Source organism: Brevibacillus sp. AG, assembly GCF_028369215.1.
GTDB lineage: Bacteria > Bacillota > Bacilli > Brevibacillales > Brevibacillaceae > Brevibacillus > Brevibacillus porteri.
Window position 1 is genome coordinate 313,346 of the sequence record NZ_JAQMYO010000003.1, and the last position, 19,481, is coordinate 332,826.

16 protein-coding genes and 1 pseudogene are annotated in these 19,481 nt (G+C 42.6%); 8 read left to right on the forward strand and 9 right to left on the reverse strand.

What is annotated here, in order from left to right:
* Positions 1–104: 104 nt before the first annotated feature.
* The 5 genes from POF51_RS10410 to POF51_RS10425 all read left to right on the forward strand — a co-directional run bounded on the left by POF51_RS10410 (position 105) and on the right by POF51_RS10425 (position 5,010).
* Positions 105–1,187 carry a hypothetical protein gene (locus tag POF51_RS10410; RefSeq protein ID WP_271755352.1) on the forward strand — a complete coding sequence of 361 codons (1,083 nt, stop codon included), beginning with the start codon at positions 105–107 and terminating at the stop codon, positions 1,185–1,187.
* Between the two features lie 213 nt (positions 1,188–1,400).
* Positions 1,401–2,024 carry an acetate uptake transporter gene (locus POF51_RS10415; protein WP_069847165.1) on the forward strand — a complete coding sequence of 208 codons (624 nt, stop codon included), beginning with the start codon at positions 1,401–1,403 and terminating at the stop codon, positions 2,022–2,024.
* Positions 2,025–2,147: 123 nt separating this feature from the next.
* Positions 2,148–2,591, forward strand: coding sequence for a cell wall hydrolase (locus tag POF51_RS10420; protein WP_017249856.1), 444 nt, complete (start codon positions 2,148–2,150; stop codon positions 2,589–2,591).
* 204 nt (positions 2,592–2,795) lie between these two features.
* Positions 2,796–3,089, forward strand: coding sequence for a transporter (locus POF51_RS32110; RefSeq protein WP_083261626.1), 294 nt, complete (start codon positions 2,796–2,798; stop codon positions 3,087–3,089).
* Between the two features lie 385 nt (positions 3,090–3,474).
* Positions 3,475–5,010 carry a thiol-activated cytolysin family protein gene (locus POF51_RS10425; RefSeq protein WP_069847167.1) on the forward strand — a complete coding sequence of 512 codons (1,536 nt, stop codon included), beginning with the start codon at positions 3,475–3,477 and terminating at the stop codon, positions 5,008–5,010.
* A gap of 168 nt (positions 5,011–5,178) precedes the next feature.
* Here POF51_RS10425 and POF51_RS10430 read toward each other — a convergent pair whose 3' ends face one another.
* The 4 genes from POF51_RS10430 to POF51_RS10445 form a co-directional block, all read right to left on the reverse strand.
* Positions 5,179–7,374, reverse strand: coding sequence for a tetratricopeptide repeat protein (locus tag POF51_RS10430; protein ID WP_271755353.1), 2,196 nt, complete (start codon positions 7,372–7,374; stop codon positions 5,179–5,181).
* Positions 7,375–7,380: 6 nt separating this feature from the next.
* Positions 7,381–8,577 (reverse strand): hypothetical protein, encoded by a 1,197-nt coding sequence (locus POF51_RS10435; RefSeq protein ID WP_069847172.1) that lies wholly within the window; start codon positions 8,575–8,577, stop codon positions 7,381–7,383.
* A gap of 461 nt (positions 8,578–9,038) precedes the next feature.
* Positions 9,039–9,212, reverse strand: a complete 174-nt coding sequence (locus POF51_RS10440) for a hypothetical protein (RefSeq protein WP_170831583.1) — start codon at positions 9,210–9,212, stop codon at positions 9,039–9,041.
* 257 nt (positions 9,213–9,469) lie between these two features.
* On the reverse strand, positions 9,470–10,123 hold the full coding sequence (locus tag POF51_RS10445; protein WP_271755354.1) for a lysozyme inhibitor LprI family protein: 654 nt from the start codon (positions 10,121–10,123) through the stop codon (positions 9,470–9,472).
* Between the two features lie 258 nt (positions 10,124–10,381).
* Here POF51_RS10445 and POF51_RS10450 point away from each other — a divergent pair, with 258 nt between their 5' ends.
* On the forward strand, positions 10,382–10,537 hold the full coding sequence (locus tag POF51_RS10450) for a hypothetical protein (RefSeq protein WP_172141777.1): 156 nt from the start codon (positions 10,382–10,384) through the stop codon (positions 10,535–10,537).
* Between the two features lie 617 nt (positions 10,538–11,154).
* Here the strand turns inward: POF51_RS10450 and POF51_RS10455 are convergent.
* On the reverse strand, positions 11,155–12,024 hold the full coding sequence (locus POF51_RS10455; protein ID WP_271755355.1) for a hypothetical protein: 870 nt from the start codon (positions 12,022–12,024) through the stop codon (positions 11,155–11,157).
* Between the two features lie 470 nt (positions 12,025–12,494).
* On the opposite strand from POF51_RS10455, the gene POF51_RS10460 reads away from it, so the two are divergent.
* Positions 12,495–13,055, forward strand: coding sequence for a hypothetical protein (locus POF51_RS10460; RefSeq protein ID WP_069847179.1), 561 nt, complete (start codon positions 12,495–12,497; stop codon positions 13,053–13,055).
* 283 nt (positions 13,056–13,338) lie between these two features.
* Here the strand turns inward: POF51_RS10460 and POF51_RS32180 are convergent.
* The 3 genes and pseudogenes from POF51_RS32180 to POF51_RS10475 form a co-directional block, all read right to left on the reverse strand.
* A pseudogene (locus POF51_RS32180) lies at positions 13,339–14,265 on the reverse strand (IS256 family transposase); the annotation flags it as partial.
* A gap of 622 nt (positions 14,266–14,887) precedes the next feature.
* Positions 14,888–16,330 carry a 23S rRNA (uracil(1939)-C(5))-methyltransferase RlmD gene (rlmD, locus tag POF51_RS10470; RefSeq protein ID WP_069847184.1) on the reverse strand — a complete coding sequence of 481 codons (1,443 nt, stop codon included), beginning with the start codon at positions 16,328–16,330 and terminating at the stop codon, positions 14,888–14,890.
* Positions 16,331–16,448: 118 nt separating this feature from the next.
* Positions 16,449–17,339: a diacylglycerol kinase gene (locus POF51_RS10475; RefSeq protein WP_069847508.1), complete on the reverse strand. Its 891-nt coding sequence runs from the start codon at positions 17,337–17,339 to the stop codon at positions 16,449–16,451.
* Between the two features lie 112 nt (positions 17,340–17,451).
* On the opposite strand from POF51_RS10475, the gene POF51_RS10480 reads away from it, so the two are divergent.
* A complete protein-coding gene (locus POF51_RS10480; RefSeq protein ID WP_170831584.1) occupies positions 17,452–18,456 on the forward strand; it encodes an ROK family glucokinase in 1,005 nt (334 codons plus the stop codon).
* Between the two features lie 68 nt (positions 18,457–18,524).
* Here the strand turns inward: POF51_RS10480 and POF51_RS10485 are convergent, their stop codons facing one another.
* Complete coding sequence (locus POF51_RS10485) at positions 18,525–19,427, reverse strand: DMT family transporter (RefSeq protein WP_069847186.1); 903 nt, start codon at positions 19,425–19,427, stop codon at positions 18,525–18,527.
* Between the last annotated feature and the right edge of the window lie 54 nt (positions 19,428–19,481).

Below are 19,481 nucleotides of genomic sequence, written 5' to 3' on the forward strand. Positions count from 1 at the left end.
AATTCGGTAATGACCTTATCCCATAAGAGCGTTATGGGGGTAATTTGTCCAAGCTCCAGACAGACAGGGAACAAGAAAGTACCTATTTAAAAGGGTGATGAAATATGATCTCCTTTGTGGTTGGCAGAGGTATGGGCCATCTCGGTAGATGCATTAGCATAACGGAAAAATTGCAGCAACACCATCTTCCTATTCACGTGTTTGCCTTTCGGGAAACACATGGCTATTTAGCGAAAAACCTGCACAATGACGTTCAGTTGAAAGCCTTTAAATCCAAAAAATTCGAGGATGGTAAACAAACCACACTATTAATAAATGATTGGCGCTCCGATGTGCCTCGATTTCGCAGTGAGGGGAAGGTCGGTGGAAACACAAAGGTAGTGACCCTCTATCACAGTGACTTTATCATCGGTAAAAATGATTCAGCTCCCATGCAGGAATATAAAAATCGCATTGTAGAAATCGCCAATCACTCCGATATCTTTCTGCACATGAATCTTATTCCGCCTAAGCAGACCCATCCGCAAATGAACTGCATCTACATCCCGATTCCTTTAATCACCAGGGAAATCAGCCAGTCACCGGAAGAAGTGCGACGCATGTTAGGTCTTCAGCAGAACGAGTCGTTTATTTTGGTTCACATGGGGGGCGGACTCGCTAACCGTTATGAACAGATCGTGAAGTGGTATGATCAAATAAACTCACTTGCCAGCCGCTATCGATTTGTTATAGCTGGGCAATTGGCAGATGAAGATTACCCATTCGATGAAAGAATCATCAAAGCCCCTCTCATCCCGAATGGCAAAAACCTTGTACAGGCGGCCAGTCTGGTCATTAGCAAACCGGGCATGGGCATTTTAGGAGATTGCATCTCTACAGGAACCCCATTGCTTTTCCTTCCGCCGGATGATGCGGAACGCGAGCAAAAAATAGATATGCTGCGAGAAATAGCCAATAGTGATCAGATATCGATCCAGGAACCGGAAGAGATTGTACCAAAGATCGAGTATGCTTTAGGAAATAAAGAGGTCATTCAAAAAAGATTTCGTCTTATCCCTACCAACGGCGCTGAGGTCGCAAGCAAAATTATCGAAATGGCATACCAGATCCCGCTATCGAAATTGCCAAAAAGACAGGAAGATCTCTTGCGCTTGACGCCATATCGCTCATTTGGAAATAAGGACTGATGACTTTGAAGCAAACAAGGAGGACTGTCTTAGGTAGAAGATCAATTTCTACTTAAGACAGTCCTCTTACTTTCGCTCATATCCCCTCAAAATTCCCTTCTATGCGTCGAGTATATTTTCGATTAGAATATATCAGTGCTACTCTGCTATCGGCAGAAGGTCCAAATCTTTCACAGGTTTACCCTGATAATATTGGAGGCTTTTACTACTATCATGAACAGTCAACAACATACCAACGTCAAAATCGTCACAGCCGATCCGAGCGCGATCGGTTTGTTCGGACTGGCTATCGTTACGTTCGTAGCTTCTTCGCAAAAACTTGGGCTGACAGAAGGTCTTGGACTCGTGATCCCTTGGGCCATCTTCCTCGGTGCTTTTGCCCAACTCTACGCCTCTATCCTCGATGCGAAGCACAACAACACATTCGGGACGACCGCTTTTGGGGCGTATGCATTCTTCTGGTTCGCGACGGCAAGCAGTTGGCTTGTGAAACTCGGTGTATTCGGTGAGACACTCGCTGCTAATGCTGACGGTGCACAGCTCGGCTTTGCCTTCGCTGGATATCTCATCTTCTCCATTCTGATGACGATTGGATCGATGGAGACTCACAAAGTATTGTTCTTTATCTTCGTCCTGATCGACGTTTTGTTCGTGGGCCTGACTTTTGATGCTTTTGGCGTTGCTTCTGGCGTATTCAAACCAATGGCTGCTTATGCTGAAATGGGAATCGCTCTCCTCTCCTTCTACGGTGCAGGGGCAGCGGTGTTGAATAATCACTTTGGTAGAGTATTCCTTCCTGTTGGTCGTCCGTTTGGGATTTTTAAAGATCGTTCTTAGTTTGGTAGCCGCTCTTCGTTGTTCTGCGAGGGGGCGGCTTTTTCTATTCGTTGAAAAGCCAGCGTAACATATCCGTTTCATCTACAATATAATGTGCCTAGAACAATCTAAAGAGGTGAGCCGATGGCAGTCGTAAAAGCCAGGAGCAGTGATATTGACATGTTGGCAAGGTTGCTTCGAGCCGAAGCTGTGGGTGAAGGCGAAATGGGTATGCTCCTTGTTGGAAATGTTGGCGTTAACCGAGTAAGAGCGAATTGCTCCGATTTTAAAGGAATCCGAACCATTCCCCAAATGATCAACCAGCCGCATGCGTTTGAAGCTCTGCAACATGGTATGTACTACCAAAGGTCTAGAGATAGAGAACGCCGTCTGGCACGACGGGCTGTGAATGGGGAGCGGCATTGGCCAGGCAAATTCTCCCTCTGGTATTTTCGTCCGGGAACGGCGCAAAATCCCCTGCCTTGTCCGCCAACCTGGTATAATCAGCCGCACGTAGGACGATACAAGCTTCATTGTTTTTATGAGCCGACCGCGAAAGAATGTGAAAATGTATATAATACTTTTTAACGTTATGGGCGAAAACAGCCCAGACATTACACTGCCCCAAGCGAAAAAAGGGGCAGTTTTTTTATAAGCTCGCGCGGGAATGTGATCATGCATGATTCGCTACGTATCATACGCTAGTCACATCCATAGGTGTGGCCTGCCCAATCATTGTTTTTGGATTGAACATACACTGTTGAGAATTCATTGTAAAAGGAGTGATTTTTCATGGCATTTCGGCCACCTCCGGGTCAGCCGCCAGGAGCACAACAAGTACCAGAGCCGTTAACTCCTCCCCCATCGTTCATCCCCCCACAACCCGCTCCCTTTAGAGGTGATCCAAGGGCAATTGAAAGATGTATGTTTCGTTTTACGTATCTTTGGCTTGTAAATGGAGAGCAATTCTGGTTTTTCCCCGTTTTTATAGGTTCTAGATCGGTTGCAGGGTTTAGATGGACGGGGAGGTCTTGGAGACAAACTGGATTTGATTTACGGTTAATTATTGCATTTACATGCTTGTAAGCCACGGCTCCCTTCCCTTTTACACCGATTCGATCAACAGGATACGTATACTTTAATTCGGCAACACAAACCCCGGATGTATTCAACCTGTTGCGCGATTTCATAGGCTGCACGATCTTTGTCGTTAACGTGCAGCCTATTTAGGCTGCCTACTCCTCAACCATAACTACTCACCCAAAGTGTCGTTCTAATCGAACGGCTATTTTTTTTTGTACACTATTTGTTAAATGGCTTCCATAGCTGTAAGATATGCCCCACCATATACTTTTTCTGGTTCAATCTAAAGATTATTTCAGAAACGACCGATATAGTTAGTATTCCGGAAAATATTTACTGTGAGCATATTAAATTGAAGTTATGCTCACATCTCAAAGGAGGATATCTTATGAAGAAACGAAATCATACTAGAATTTTCAAATTAATCGCTAGTTTATCTGTTATTTTCGCTACTGTAAATTATCCAGTTATCTCTTTTGCCGAAACAGGTGATTCTAGTTCAGTCAATGAATCAAGCAACGCCGATGACATTAATACCGGTATAGCAGACTTAGACTATGATAATGACGAAGTTTTAGCAGTAAGTGGTGATGAGATAGATAGTTTTGTTCCAAAAGAAGGGATCAATCCAAAAGGCAAGTTTATTGTCATCGAACGTAAAAAGAAGTCACTTGCAACTTCTCCAGTCGATATTTCCATTATTGATTCTATGACTAATCGCACTTACCCAGGAGCATTACAACTTGCCAATCAAGCTTTTACAGAAAATAAACCTAGTCTATTACTCGTACCAAGAAAACCTTTGACTATTAGTATTGATTTACCAGGTTTGAAAAAGGAAAATTCAATTACTGTGGATAATCCAACATACGGAAATGTGTCTGGAGCAGTAGATGAGCTTGTTTCTAAATGGAGCGATGAGTATTCAGCAACACATACTTTACCTGCGCGATTGCAGTATGCAGAATCAATGGTTTATAGCAAATCTCAAATCGGAAGTGCTCTAAATGTTAACGCTAAATATCTTGATTCTACATTGGGAATTGACTTTAATGCGATTTCTAGTGGAGAGAAAAAAGTGATGGTGGCGGCATATAAACAAATATTTTATACGGTAAGTGCGGAACTGCCTAACGATCCATCCGATCTTTTTGAGGATAGTGTTACTTTTAAAGATTTAAAACGTAAAGGGGTAAGTGATCAATCCCCGCCTGTAATGGTATCAAATGTAGCTTATGGTAGAACCATTTATGTGAAATTAGAAACAACCTCTAAGAGCAAAGACGTAAAAGCAGCATTTAAAGCCTTGCTTCAGAATAAAGGCAGTGTAGAAACGAATGCCGAGTATAAGGATATTTATGAAGACAGTTCCTTTACAGCTGTCGTATTAGGCGGAGATTCACAAGAGCATAACAAAGTCGTTACAAAAGACTTTAGTGAAATCCGGAATATCATTAAAGATAATGCGGAATTTAGCCTAAAGAACCCAGCATACCCAATCTCATATACAAGTGTTTTCTTAAAAGATAATGCAATTGCTGCCGTTCATAACAATACAGATTATATTGAGACTACAGTTACAGAATATTCGAAAGGCAAAATATCCCTTGGTCACTATGGCTGGTATGTCGCTCAATTTGATGTCTCCTGGGATGAAGTTTCCTATGATGAAAATGGTGAAGAAGTACTAACACATAAGACGTGGGAAGGAAGCAACCAAGACAGAACAGCTCCTTTCAATACAGTCATTCCTCTGCCGCCTAATGCAAAAAATATAAGGATTTTTGCGAAAGAATGTACCGGCCTTGCTTGGGAGTGGTGGAGAACCGTTATTGATGAACACAATGTTCCATTAACTAGTGAAATTAAAGTTGAAATTGGTGGAACGACATTAAATCCAACAGGCGGTATTACATTTAATTAGTTGGGAAAAGAAACGGCTGAAATCCTTTTTATTAAGGGCTTCAGCCGTTTTTCTTTTTCTTATTCCTAATTCAAATGAATAGCCGTTACTGGATGCTCCTCACATTGCTTGCCCTATACCACGTGGCCTTTGATGGGAAAAGTCCTCCCTTGTCCACAAAATATTTCATTATTTCGAAACGAACAGGGAGGGTAACAGTTGCATCATTTCATTCACATGCGGTGATTCTCCAAACATGAGATGCTTGTTCCAATCTTCCGTGCCAAGTTCCCTATCACCCATTTTGATAAAACACAAACCTCTCCGATAGTAAATATCTTGTTCGTCTGCATCAGAAAACGCTAAGGCCTCTGTATAATCGGAAATGGATAATTGCCACTCCTCCTGTGCTTCATAGACCCATGCACGGTTGTAAAGGACGGTTGCATTTTTCTCTAGTGCAATAGCTTCAGTTAGATCAGCTATGGCCCTGTCATACTCCCCCATCTCATAGTACAGGACAGCCCTATTTGTCCAAGCGGCCATCATTTCCCTATCCTTGTTTAGGGCAGCGGTAAACGTTTTTAGTGCTTGATCATTATTGCCATCCGACATTTCAATTAAACCTAGTGTACACAGGAGCCGCGCATGATCAGGCTCTATTTCTAAACCGAATTCAGCATCTTTTCGGGCCATTTCGAATTTCTCCACTTGATACAATAATGTAGCTCTGTTAAGTAATCCATCAAGATTTTCGGGGTCTATATCAAGCAAGTAGTCATAGTCCGCCATTGCTTTCTCCACATCTCCAAGACGATTGAAGGCAGTAGCTCGATTGAAATAAACCTCTGGAAACGGAGGACTAAGCTTTATCGCTTGGTTATAATCTTCAATGGCTTCATCCAGTCGCCCCATTCGGCTATAAAGGTTTCCACGATCAAAGTAATATTCTGGATAATTGGAATCAATCCGTATCACTTGGCTAAATGTTTCAGCTGCTTCTTCAAACCTTTTTAAAGCTACGTAAATCAGCCCTTTATTATGAAGCAACACCGAGCGATGCAACATATGTTCATCAGGAGCAAGATCCTGATTTAACCTTTGCCATCCTTCCGTAACCAATCGAAGCGCTTCTTCAGGATTATCCATATGTAACTCTACTAAAGCCAATCCATTTTGGTTAAATACTTGTTGAAATGCACGTTCTTTTTCATCTTCAATCAATTCTGCCAAATCAATGGCTTTTTGTATCCATTCTTTCGCCTTCTCGTGTTCTCGTTCTCGGTGATGCCTCGTATAGTACATCGAAAATCCATATGAAATTTGCATATGAACTCTAAAATCATCAGTGTTTGCGTACACTTCTCCTAAAAGCGTCGGTATATCATCAGTTTCACCCAATGCAGCCAGAGACGTAGCCATTTTCATTGTAAAATACCGGCTATTATCAAATTCGCTGCTCCAATTCGTCAGTTTCCGGCCACGTAGGCTCATATCGATAGTCGCATCGTAAAAACCCATGTTAATGCTATAACTAACTGCTTTAAACAACGCTTCGCTTGCTGATTTCTCAGAAGTACCGCGCTCCAGATGAAACGGAATGGCGCCTAAGTGCAGTGACCACTGCTCTTCTTTTATAAGAGATTCTGCCCGCTCTTCGTGAAGGCTCTGACGAATTTCAATAGGAGTTGCTTCATAGGCGAGCAATTCCTGCTCACAATCTGATGTGCAGTCAGAAAATATGTATCGTTTCGTTAGCTCAAGTCGCTGTTCGTCAGATAGATTTACTATCCCCCTATCTTGTTCGATGTCAGAAAGAATAGTAGTAGGCTCCGTATACGTTTGTAACGCCTTTTTCAGGGCTTCCTTTTCCGCTATTTCACTTGAACTTACGATCACCTGAATCAGGTCAGACTTCGCACGACGCAGAAGTGTACTTATAAATTCTGCATCAAGTTGATCACAGGCCTGCACATTTTCAAAAACCAGGGTCAATTTTCCCATTCGTTCCCGATTCGCTAATGCCAATAAAAGATCGATCAAACCATTCGACATGCGAAGTGTACGCAATTTCGAATAATAACGTGTTCTCTCTTTCGGAATAGCAAGAGAGGTAAGTGTTTCTACACTAACAGGAATAACTGCTTTCAGTTCTGGTGCTATGGATAAGATCTCGATGCAGTGTGATAAAATCAGGTCTGGCCATTTCGAATAAGCTTCTGGAATAATCTGGCGCAGAAGGTCACCAGTACCTGTATAGGGTCCTCTAAGATTGCAATGACAATTGCTGACATAACATGTGGAATATTGCTCTTCGAAGTACTTCTTTTCTCGGTCGCTGCGTCGAGATCCAATCAGCCATTGGTGTGTAATCGATTGTTTCATTTCGACTCATCCCCTCTGTTCCATTGATAAATTCCGAATTTCCCTTTTGTTTCTACGCTCTTTTAGGTATAGATAAAATACAATTCCATACTGGACTCCCGTTATAGACAAGAAAACAACGGAATCCCAGAATTTCATATCTTCTCCTGTAAATATGGAGAGAAAAATATTCGTTAAAAGTTGAATAGCGACCGGAATCATATAGAGCATCATTCCTGTCATCATCATCCAGCCAGTTGCGTAAAAAAAACTGTACCATCTCGCTACCTGATGATCCCGTTCCGTATACTTGGACATATCGACCATCTTGTTCTTTTTTCCAATTAGTCCGTACCATATATTTTTCAAATGGGAACGTGTAGCCTCCTGAAGATTTACACACCCCAACATCGTAATCATTAAATAATAGATATCTGTTTGAAGATGAAAATAAAATTGCCAGAAGAAACGCAACAGTGTTGTAAATGCTAGTCCCATACAATATGCAGCTATGAGTGTCTTCTCACCTGTATTTATCCAAATTGCACCAGCAACGATCACTAATAAGGAATACCACAAAATATCACCGAACATTCCAACTAAAAATGGAAGAACACGCTTACGTTTTGGGAATCCCCAAATACCTGGCATGGAAGAAGTGAAGACCAAAAAGTACATTCTTCTGCCTATACTTAGTTCTGACGGGATACCCAGTCTTCGTCCGGCAAGCATGTGCATCCATTCATGAAACAAGATCCCTGGAATCTGACCGATCGTCATGCCAAGAAAAACCACCATGGCGTATTCGGAAAATAAGATGCTTAATCGACCCGGACGAATCTGTGGATATTGGTATAACAACCACAAGGCACAGGTTATGATGGCACCATAAATCAGCCAACCAAGTGGAGAAAAAGCTAGCTTACCCAACCATTGCCCCGATACTTTCTGCGCTTTCGTTTCCTTTTCCTCAACATCACAAATAAATGTCAGGTCACGTAATGTCTGCAAAAAATCATCCATGTCCACTTCATCGTGATAGGTATCTTGATACCAGGAATGCGCTTCGGCAACCCCCATGCCCTCTTGCAGTTTTCGTACAAGTGCTGCTCCATCCTCAGGAAAAACAGCAAACGTATCCGTCCCAAACCGCCCAATCAGGACTCCTTGCTTATCCTCCAGAAATGTTAACGGGTGTAATTGGATCATGCGATTTTCGTTCATGACTTTCCTCCCGGATGTTGTCATGCTATCTTCATAATTGAAAAAGAGGGGCAAATGCCCCACTTTTCCATGTTACTGACAAATCTTTATGCCTGCTCACATGTGCAGTCGTACATTGTGTTAGCTACTGAAGTCAATTTTACAGGCTCGGTTTTTTGCACAGTAATTTTTTTCATAATAATGCCTCCGATAAATTGTTATTTATACCATATTCGCGAATGTATGGTATATACTGGTAATGATAGCTTGTAATTTTCTGACTGTCAATAATTTTTTGATTTTTTTGAAAATAAAATATATTTGGAAAGATAGCAGAAAACGAAGGTAGGTAAATTAGGATTAAAAATTATGGTAACTGGGGATGTTTAACCTTTGTTACGAGGCGAGCGTAGGGGAATTAGAGAAGTATTCTATTTTGTTTTCATCAATAATTTGATCTCTTTTTTTGGTATCAATATTACTTAAACATTGAAAGATCCTTTTTTCAAATTCTTAACTGTGGGCATACTTATCTCAGAAAACTGCTTGTGTGTTAAGTACTGCCCACCTTCAGTGTTACGATGGTAGCTTTCATCTGCCACGAATTTTTCTATTTTTGCGATTCCATTTATTTTAATGCTTTTCCAATCTCCCACATTACTCCACCCTTTATATCTTAAGAGTCTTATCGCTTCCATTATGAATCAAATTTATTACGAAATAACCCTTCCACATTTAGGAAGGGTCTAGACACCAATGCATCTAGCTTTAATTTTTCCGTACTAACAGTGTACAGCACTCCACATGTGACGAGTAGACAGTAGGGGTGGTAGCCCCGCAGCGTGAATACAGTGTTATGCGCCGTTACTGTCTTCGAAGCATCACCTAAAAACCTTTGATCAAGATTCCAACTCTATTTTTTACTTTGGTATAAAAACTCAACTTCACCATCTAGCAAATATCGATATTCAAATAATTGCATTGTTCTTTCCCTAATTCTCTCCCGTATAACCGTGCCTAGGCTTACCGATCCTTGTGATCCAAGGTAACCATTATTAATAAATGTCTTCTCTACAAATTTTGTTTCCCTTAAGTGATACTGTAACCATTCTTTCTGTGATTCAATTAGTGCTTCTCTTGGTTCTCTATCCAACTTAGAAAGAAGCTTATTATATATTTGATTCAACTCTTTATCCCAAATCTCTGTATATTTGCTTTCCAAAGCCCCCCATCCCAATGTTGTAATAATCTCTTTGGAATTTTGAAATTCATTAAATTCCACTTCATAATCATGATCTATAGGATTTCGAAGCATTTCATCATAAAATTCTCCAGTCAAATCATAGTTCCCAATGTTCATGGATAACACTTCATTGTTAGAAGGATCTGATCGACCTTCAGTTATTTCTTTCGATTCTGTTCCATTACCTGTACTCCCTACATCAGTAGGCAGTTCCGAATTCATTATTGATTTAGTTTCGCTGTTCAAAGTAGTCGATTGACTAATATTTTGACAAGATGAAAATATTATCGTAATAAAAAATAATAAGAGTATCTTACCTTTCATAAATTATCTCCTTAAATATTATCTTTACTATTTACCGGTAATAGCGCATAACGTCTTATTCACGAACTTCGTAAATAATCCCATATGTAGGGTATTCTCGAAAACTTTTGAACTATCCTCCCCGTAACTTCTTACCCTTGAGCAGTTTAATGCCCAAAATCAACGCAATCAGGAAGAACAACATGTGAATTAGAAACCATTCTCGAAACGCAAAAAGACACGGAAGAACAATTCCGTGCCTTTCAAAAGAAAATTGCGTTGTTTGCACAGCTTGATATTGATGATGAACAAGTTCTAAAACAATTGCTCCATCAGGTAATTGAAAAGATAGAAGTCCATCAAGATGGCTCTATCAAGATTCATTACAATATTGCTCACCCTCAGGAAATGAGCGAACTATTGCAAGGGGCTTAATCGGAAGCCCCTTTTAATTTAAGTAACACTGTACACTCCACATGTGTTGTTTGCGTAAAATAGACAAGCTTCCGATGTGGCAGTATTCGCTAAGTAATATCCTAGATTAGCTCTCGACAGATGCATCCTTTTCGTCTCAGTAGGTATTGTGGATATTTGTGCCGAGAAGCTGAATAAAAGCACCTTGGCAATAGTTGTCAAAGTGCTTTTGTTACACAAGAACAAAGCATCTGATTTTACCACCCTGGGTCAGTGCCATAGGAAACTACTTGAGAATGGTTTGGAATGTTTTGTACCTCATTTTCTTGAATAGTTAGAGGCACAGCAACTAAGAACACCGTCATTAATATATGCAAGAGAAGCCTGTTCATCACTTTCCCCTCCTAGTTATCTGGATATTATAAGCTGATTATATATTTTTTTGGATATCGTTTATTACGAAATAATCCATCTCTTTCTTGGTACATCCACCCCCCGTTCGGGACTTACACCCTAGAGCTATCGCCCATGCTGGGCGCACTCAAAACAGCAGACGCCTCTTTTTCAAGAGGCGTCTGCTTGTAGACTCGCTATTTTCAGTCTCCAAATACGTAATTATGGTATTTAAAGTTTTATTATTAATTTTCAGATATCTCATTCATAAATTCTTCTTGTGATTTAAGTTCAAGTTGCTTTAATTTCTTCCCTTGGCTTTCCTCGCTCTCTGCTAAGTCCCAATTACCTTCTGAGTCTTTTAAGAACTGATAAATATGATTGTTACCATCTTGAGACTTAAATACTACAAAAATCTCAGATTTATCATGGTGTAAGTAAATGCCCGGAATAGAATCACCACTTTCAATTTTTTTAGGTTGGTAAATTGATTCATGCAATGCCTTGATAAACTTACCATACTCATTCATTGATAATGTGGAATTTTCCATTGTAAAATCAAAACGTTGAAAGAGATCATACTCATCCGTATTTATATTTAATGAATTTTGTATCTCTTCGTAAATGGTTGTTAAATGGTTGGAAATTTCCTTATCTTTATATTCTTGATAGGCAGCTAATTGTTTCATATTGTCAGGTTTGATTCCTGGGTGGTCTACCAAATCTACCATTTCATGAAATTCAATGTAATCCAATTTTTTCTTGTCCCAAATTGCTGCTGATCCTATATTTCTCCATTCAGCTGCATCTACTTCTCTTGAACTCTTCACTTCTACTTCACCACTACTTGATTCATACAATCCAGTATTACTATCATACCACTGTGCATCCTTAGCAAGCTCAGCTGCTAAGTATAATTGTTCGTTACTGCCTTTGCTTCCTTTAATTTTGGCAGTTGTAGTTGCAACTGCTTTATAGTATGTTTTAGAGCCTTCCCATCCAATTTTTGGGACTGCCTTTACATTTGACCATGCTGCTGATGCACTCAGAGGTATAGATATAGCTAATACGGCAGTGGCAACAAGAGATACTACAGTTTTTTTGTGATTTAACATGTTTACTCCCCTTGAAATAGTATTAATGTATAATATTTCCAATATTCTACACCATTTTCATTATACACTATATTTTGGAAAATTAACAATTGCTGTAGGGTAAAAAAGGATATTTTGTCATATTTCTTATACAATAGATCTAATTCGATAGTTTTTATTTCGTTGAAGCCATGGATTTACAAGAGAATTTATTTATCACAAAACGAAGCATACTGCTATTAGAAGAAATCAGAGACATTTCCATCAGCCAGGTGGGCATTTTTTCAGAGGGAAATTACTTCGGATTTATGCGGGTTGTGAAATGCTTTTGGGGATGATTTAAAAGGGTAATTGTTTGTCAGACTATTGGGTAAAGAAGCTCAAATAGTATACTAAATGAGAAGGATGTCTTCATTTTACGTTGAATGAAAAACTAAAGAATTAATTAAAGAGGAAAAAACTATTTACAATTTATGTAAGGAGGGATAGTGTTGTTAAAATCCAGAGAATTCCTATTGTTAATGCTTCTACTAGTTTGTGTGTTCTTGTTAACCGTTGGTTGTGTTCAAACCGATTCTAGGACCCAAGATAACAGCAGTTATGAAGAGGAAGCAGTTCAAATTAAAGAGCAAGAAAAACCAGAAGAAGAGACGAATGTCCCTGTTAAACAGAGTAATGATAAACCCCAAAAAATCGATTTGATAAACACAAAGCTATCTATTGGGCAGGATGCTAAACAAGTAAAAGAGGTGTTTGGAGAAAAATACGAGCAAGTTAATAGTTCTGAAAGGAATATAGTAATATGGAGGTTTGATTTTACTAATAATACAGAATATAAATTTATTCCGAGAGGTACAACACTACAAAAAATGAATGTTGACATTGTTGATCTAGAGGGTTTGAAAAATGGGATGCTCGATGGTCAGCTATTTGTAGAATTTGATAATAACGAAAAGGTTAGTACTTTTAGTTATTATTATAAAGGAGAGGGTAACGTTATTAATGTGAAACATGTTTTCGAGGATGGTACTATTAAAGAAGAGACCATATGAAAGAGTCACAGGATGGGCGAAGGGTTCATCGGGCAGCATGAAGCCGGTCTGTCAAGATTTTCGGGTAAACTCAATCAATTAAATATTTGAAAAGGTTTCATTCCCTACTTGGGACCTTTTATTGGCAACCAATCGAGTCAGGGGCGTGAAGCGAAGCGCCCCCTTGACTCGTTGGTCTAGAAGGAGTCAATCCTCCTCGGGGATAAAGCCTTTCTTTCATTTGTTAACGGATGTGTGGTCATACGCGATCCTCAAAGAAAACAGATAGATGCATGAGAAACTGTCACCAATTGTCAACTCGTCCCGTCCATTTTCGTAAGACATCCATGATCACGAGATACAACATTTTGAGACGAACATCGTCTCTAGGAAAGATGGCTTTCCCCTTCGTTACTTTTCGAACGTTGGTCGTATAGATAAGCTTTCGAATCTCTGGAGGAGATTGCGACCCCATGTTTGCTCAAACTAAAGAGGTCTCCCAGTGCAACTTGCTCCGATGGAGCCTTGTAAATGAGCATTAATTCAGCTGTAACTCTCTTAAAATCCTTATAGAAACATGTTTAATAGAGTTCGGATTTTTGGATGACACACTTCTAAATCTCTGTCTTTGGATAACATGCTGAAATGGCCTCTGTAAAGCTCGGAGGTTATCGACGCTCATAATGAGAATATTCTGGATTTTGTGGTTTTTCAGTTCGTTGAGTACATGTCCATTCAGCATACTCATTCTAGCCAATGCAGATTCCAAAAACATCTTTATACCGTCAAGGTAAATTCCAATAACCATATAGGCTGGCTGCTTTGTTGACGAAAGCCCCGTCCCGATTTACTTTAAAGTGAATTGCGACTAAGAAAACAACGGCATATACCGATTGGAAGGGGCGATTTTGCCACTTTTTAATCAGTGGAACGATTTTGTTAGTGAGATTAGAAATGAGTGTTGGTGAGATTTCGATGTCATAGAGCTACTGCAGATGGTCTTGAATATCACCTGTGGATACGCCATTTGTATACAACACGAGGATTTGATCTTCGTTCCTGTTACATTTGGTTGGTACTTCTTTACAATAGTAAGCTAAAATTCACCCTCTCGAACACCTAGGACTTGAATGCCCTCTTCGCTAAACTCGAAAAGGACGTATTTTTTATTGTACCCATTACAGCTATTCGTTGTCCGCTTGTTTTTCATTTCATACTTTACATAGCCAAGAAAGGACACCATCAGGGGTAAAATATTTTGCGCAAAAATTCCCTATCTTTTATATAAAAAACTAAAGCAATGTTCACTTGAGTTTTAATATATGTGAATGAATCCCCCAACTTTTTTCGATTCAGCAATTCGATGAAGTGACAGGGAGTAAACATATAAAGGTATAGCATTTGCTCTTAATTTAAAACGCCTAATATAAGCTGCTTTTCAGTTTCTTGTAGCTTTTTTTAAACTCTTCAAATTCCACATACTGAGTTAAATAAGATAGACCTTTTTGATCACCGTTAATAGCTTCGCAAATATCACCTGCTGCTGTCGATTTAAAAATGCTTTTAGCACAGTATTGCTAGAGTAAATTAGGTTTTTGGAGGAAATGCACCATATATTATAAAAAATTGCGATGAATGAATTTTTCTTTCTATTTCATCTTTTGAATTAAGAGAACCATCATTCATTAAATCGTTTATAATAACAATTACACCATTTTCCACTTCAGTGGAACGTAACATTACGATAACCTACTGTTAAAGTTTAGCTATATCTTATAACATTAACGCGGTATCGCACGAAAAATGTAGACACTAATAAAGGCTGCCGACTTTATCGACAGCCTGGGTATAGTCTATTGAACTGTACCTTTTCTTTCAAGTCTCACTGTACACTCCACATGCCCCGTATGCGGAAACATATCCACCGGCTGCACTTCCTTCACCTCATACCTCTCCGCCAGCACCTTCAAATCCCTCGCCAACGTAGAAGGATTACAAGACACATAAACCACTCTCTCCGGCTGCATCTCCAAAATCGTCGTCAACAACGCCTCATCACAGCCTTTGCGCGGCGGGTCAACGACAATCACATCCGCCCGTATGCCCTTCTCTTTCCAAGCAGGAATGACAACCTCCGCAGGCCCCGCCTCAAACGTCGCATTCTCCACGCCATTCAACTGCGCATTCCGATTCGCATCCGCAATCGCTTCCGGCACAATCTCCACACCGTACACATGCTTAGACTTCTGCGCCAAAAACAGCGAAATCGTCCCGATACCGCAATACGCATCAATCACCGTCTCCGCACCAGTCGCCCCCGCGTACTCCAGCGTCTTGTTGTACAGCACCTCGGTCTGCGCAGGATTCACCTGATAAAACGAACGCGCCGAAATGGCAAACTTGATCGGACCGATATAATCGTAAATCACATCGCTGCCCCAGAGCGTCACGGTCTTTTTACCAAAAATAACGTTGGTCTTGTCCGGGTTGATGTTCTGCACAATACTCGTCACGCCAGCGACCTGTGCTCGAATCGCATCCACCAGCTGATCGCGTTGCGGAATCTGCTCCTCAGTCGTTACGAGCACGACCATGACTTCCCCCGTCTTGACGCCAACCTTTACAACCACATGGCGGAGTAATCCGGTATTGCGTACCTCGTCATATGCCTTAATATTCAACTTGGTCGCCGCCTGCTTCACTGCTGCCACTGCTTCATCATTCGCCTCATGCTGGATGAGACATTCGTTCATGTCGATGATCGAGTGGGATTTCTCCGCGTAAAAGCCGCCGACCAACGCCCCGTTTTCCTCGCCGATTGGTACCTGCGCCTTGTTGCGATAGCGCCATGGATCACTCATGCCGAGTGTCGGATGAACGGTAATGGCCCCTTCCCCTTCGACTTGGAAGCCGCCAATGCGCCGCAGGTTGTCCCGTACGATTTGCTGCTTATGTCGCAGCTGCTCCTCGTATGCGAGATGCTGCAACGAACAGCCTCCACAACGGTCGTACAGCGGACAGGGCGGCTGGAAGCGATGGGTACTCGCTTCTACTACTTCCGTCAGCTTGGCAAAGCCGAAGTTTTTCTTCACATGATCGACGCGCGCATGAACTCGCTCTCCTGCAAGTGCGCCATCCACGAACAGCGTATATCCTTCAATCCGGCCGACTCCTGCTCCTTCGTGGTTCAGTCCGGTTATCTCCACTTCCACGGTTTGTCCGACACGCACAGGGACGTCCAGCTCCACTTTGGCTGTCGGGTGCGGACCGCGCCGCTTCTTTGTTGTCTTCGCCACTATCTATTGCTCCTTTTATCTTGCTCTATAGGTTTTCGTTTTCGCTCCAGGAAGCATGCAGGGATGCACAGCGTATAGCGGCATCCCCACGGCTATTGCTATTCATTTTACTATCTTCTTACGGGACGAACAACTCGATATGCCCCGGCAACGCTTCCACCACGCAAGGCAGCTGTCCTCCCAGCTCACCGTCTAGGTTGAGCTGAACCTTCTCTCCACCTGGCGAAGTGGCTTTGATATAATCTGCCTGGAAATACAGGATGTTCGGGTCCTTTAGGTGCTCGCCGCGAACTGCCTGTGTCGCCAAGCGAATAAACTCCGCTATATTCAACTTTTTCACGACGATGACATCCAGCTTGCCGTCTGACAAATCGGCTTCCGGAGCGATGTTGTCAAAACCGCCTACCGAGCGGCTATTGGCGATGAGAAATACCATGATTTCTTCATCCAACAGCACCTCTTTGCGGCTCTCCAGACGTACACGGATCGGGTGCAGCGACGGCAGCTTCTCCAATCCCTTGACGTAATACGCCATTTGTCCGATTAGCGTTTTCAGCTTGCTCGGGACCTCGTAGGTCAAATTCGTTAGCGAACCGCCACCCGCGATATTCATGAAATAGCGGTTGTTGATGCGCCCCAGGTCAATCCGTTTCTTCTTGCCCTTGGTGACAATCTGCGTCGCCTGTGTGATCGATTTCGGTATACCGACCGCCCGGGCAAAATCATTGCTGGTTCCGCAGGGGATTATTCCTAGAGATGGACGTGCTTTATGCTCTGCCATCCCATTTACTACTTCATATATGGTTCCATCTCCACCAGCGGCCAGGATGACGTCAAAACCGCGAGCTACTGCACGAGCAGCTTCTTCTGTCGCATCATCTTCCCCTTTGGTCGCATAGCATGAAGTTTCATATCCGGCCGACTCCATTAAATCGAGGATTTCCGGCAATCGCCGACGCACGATCTCCCGGCCGGAGCTTGGATTGTAGATTAATCTGGCTCGTTTCAAGGCAGATCCCTTCTTCCTTCCCTCGCTCACGGGGGTACTCTCTTCCATCATATCCTGTATAGCCATTTTTGGGAATCGCTATGCCCCATATAGCGTGATAAGATAGAAAAAGATGGAAATCAAGGAGATAGGGGAGACGCTTGTGAAGAAGATCATCGTGGGAGTAGATGTGGGTGGCACTGCAATCAAGATGGCTTTGATTACGCCAGAAGGCGAGCTGGTTACTAAAATGCAAGAACCGACGCCTGTTGCGAACGGCGAGGATGGCATTTTGCAAAAAATCGTAGACATGTCTCATGATCTTCTTGCGCAGCATGACTATTCTCTTTCACAAGTCTGCGGAATCGGTGTTGGAGTACCCGGTCCCGTCGATGGCGGGAAGGGAATCGTCTTCCAAGCGGTGAATCTTCACTGGCGCCAACCCGTTTTATTAAAGGAAAAATTGGAAGCCCTTACAGGTCTGCCAGTCGCGGTCGACAACGATGCCAATGTCGCAGCCCTCGGGGAAATGTGGCAAGGAGCAGGCCAAGGGGCACAAGACCTCGTTCTCATCACACTCGGCACAGGTGTAGGTGGAGGCGTCATTTTGAATGGAAAGGTCATCCATGGCATCAACGGTGTTGGCGGCGAAATCGGTCACATCACCATGACCCCGGATAGCGGTGCCCCCTGCAATTGCGGCAAAACAGGTTGTCTCGAAACATATACGTCTGCGACTGCCATCATTCGGGAAGGGCGATTTGCAGCTACAAACGGATCAAGCCCGGCGCTTGCCGCTGTACTAGCCACCAACGGAAACATTGCCGCCAAGGATGTCCTCGAGGCCGCCGTAGCAGGAGACGCAGCAGCTCTAGCCATTACCGATCAAGTGGCACTCTATCTCGGTCTCGCGCTCTCTCATTTGGCGAATGTACTGAATCCCGCGAAGTTTATGATTGGTGGAGGCGTGGCCGCAGCAGGTGACTTCCTCTTTTCCCGAATCCGCGAATCATTCAAACGCTTTGTTCCATTCACCTATGTCGTCGAGTCCACAGAGATCGTTCCGGCTCAACTTGGCAATGATGCGGGTGTGTACGGTGCAGGCTGGTTAATCCGCTCACAAATGAACGAATCCTAATCCACTATAAAAAGATGGACGCTCCTGCATGTGAATCCTCACAGCAAGAGCGTCTTTTTGGAATAGCCTTATGAAGAAGCCTGCCTGGATGCCAGTTCTGGCTCGCCGCCTTTCCCCGAAACAATCAGCGCAGCACCGACGAGCACTGCACATCCCCCCAACAACTGGAGCAGGCTAAAAGCTTCGCCAAACAACAACGCCGAAAACCCAAACGTGACCACAGGCTCCAGGGTGCTTAGCACCGACGCTTTGGTTGAGCCAATCAGTTGCAAGCCGCGGAAGAAAAAACTGATAGCGACCACCGTAGAAAAAACGACGATCCCCAGCAGCGACCACCACCCTTGTACCGCAAAAGAGAGGTCGACACCTCCGTCTTTTAGCGCAATGAAAAAGGTAGATATGGTAGCAAACAGGGCAATGTACGCAGACGTTACATAGGACGAGACGCCTTTTACCACTCGATTTCCCACCACAATATAAACGGAATAAAACAATGCCGCTGCAAGCGCCAACAGCACGCCAATCGGCTGAATCCCGCCAAATGACAAGCCGAGCACCAGTCCAAGACCAACAAGTGTGATCAGCATGGCGATGACAGTCTTTTTCGTCAATCGCTCTTTCTCGACGAAGTAGCTCAGTATGGCAACAAACACCGGAAATGTATACAGCAGCAAGGCCGCCATTGAGGTCGGTATATACTGTACCGCAGAGAAAAAGCTAAGGGATTGCAGGGTGTACAAAATCCCGCCGAGACAAAACATGGCGAGCACCTGTCTTTTATCCAAGCGAAGCGACTCCTTACGCCAGAGCAACAAACCAAAAAACAGAGCAGTCGCCAATAAAAACCGCAAAAACAAGAGCGTTGAAACAGACATACCCGCTTCGTAGGCGTACACAGCAAAAATAGACATGACGCCAAAGCCAGCAGCCGATCCGAAAATATAGAACACACCGACATACAGCGGATTCACAACATTTCACCAGCTTTCTCGAAATGACAGCGACGAGTAATGCGACAGGTCTGA